Origin of the sequence: Edaphobacter aggregans DSM 19364 (genome assembly GCF_000745965.1) — a bacterium.
GTDB classification, from domain to species: Bacteria; Acidobacteriota; Terriglobia; order Terriglobales; family Acidobacteriaceae; genus Edaphobacter; species Edaphobacter aggregans.
In genome coordinates this window covers 1-1,502 of the sequence record NZ_JQKI01000332.1, presented here as the reverse complement: position 1 = coordinate 1,502, position 1,502 = coordinate 1, and the positions used below count along the sequence as shown (strand labels likewise).

General features: G+C 55.1%; 1 protein-coding gene. It reads right to left on the bottom strand.

The features are described 5' to 3' along the window. Positions 1-1,502: TonB-dependent receptor domain-containing protein (locus Q363_RS42525; protein ID WP_035358750.1), on the bottom strand; the 1,502-nt coding region annotated here is incomplete at both ends.

Sequence of the window (1,502 nt, the reverse complement as noted above, 5' to 3'; positions counted from 1 at the left end):
GCAACCGCGTAGTTCAGGTCGCTCGTACGGTAATCTCGCAGACTATAGCTGTACAGCCCATCAATGTTGATAGAAAGCTCATTGGTGAGCTGTCGAGAATATCCAGCTGAATACTGTTGCGCGTAAGGGTTCTGGAAGTTCTGTGCCATGAAGGTCACAGTCGGTTTGTTCGAAGAGCAGAACTGAGTTGGAGTAAGGCCCTTGAACGGATCTGGATAAGACGGATTCGCGATGCTGATGGAGCAGCTCAGCAGGTTACGTGGTTCCGAGAAGTTCTGCAGTGTCTGAATGTTGTTGTAATAGATGCCGTACCCGGCACGCACAACGTCACGTCCCTTGCCGGTCATGTCCCACACCAGCCCAAGGCGGGGAGCAAAGTTGTTGCTGTCTCCACGGGCTTTGTTGTTTCCGATATATGGGATGGCGGCCTGAGCTGGGGTGTAATTGAGCCGCTCGTTGAATGATCCGAACTGGCGCTCCCAACGCAAGCCGAGATTCAATGTAAGACGGGGCGCCACCTTCCATTCATCTTCTGCGTAGAGTCCAAGCGGCGTCGTCGGAATACTGGTCGAGAGAAACGGAATGGTCTGCGTGTAAGAGGTAGGATTCTTCAACGCTGCGATCGTGGCCGGATCGTTTGGATTGAAGGTCTGGTCGGTGGCGAAGGTCCAAGTACCGTTGTAGTTGCTGGCCGCACCATCGGTGAAGGGGATGTAACTTACGTCGAAGCCAGCCTTGAAGGTGTGCCTGCCGCGTACCCACGTGATGCTGTCCAGCAACTGGTAACGCTTCTCAGCTCCCGTATCGGCATAACCAAAGCCGTAGCTGAATCCGGGGAAGACATACGCGGTCTGAAGGCTGTTGAGCACCTGCTGCGAGTACTTTGTCGGGTCCGTCGGAATCGGCGCATTCGGTGGCCCAAGCTGATAGGACGCATACGCGTACTGGAAGCGGATATCGTTGACCAGCGAAGGAGAGATCGTATAAGTGTGGCCAACGACGAGTGATCGGCGGGGAATCTCTCCGTTGTAACAGTTGCGAACGGTACGGCCGCCACAACCCTGGTAGCTCAAAAGGTTCCATTCCTGGGCGTAGCGCACGAAGAGCAACTGCCGATCGGTGAGCTTGTGATCCACGCGTCCGGTCAGCATCTGATCGTGGCTCGGCTTGTTGAAGATGCCGTCATTCGACGAATAAAACGGGGACCCGGTAGCGATGGTGTAGGTCTCCGTCGTCTGCGTCCGTTCAAACGCAGCGTAGAAGTGAGTGCGATCCTTGAGAATCGGACCGCCGATGTCACCGCCAAACTGATTGCGATTGAAGTCAGGATTGCTCGTCTGAAACTGCGTCGGCCGGTTCATGAACTTGTTCCGGAACAACTCGAACGCTTCACCATGGAACCTATTGGTGCCGCTCTTCGTTGCGACCGAGATCATTCCGCCCATCGACAAACCGTACTCGGCAGGATACTGCGAGATGTTGACCTTGAACTCCTGCACGCC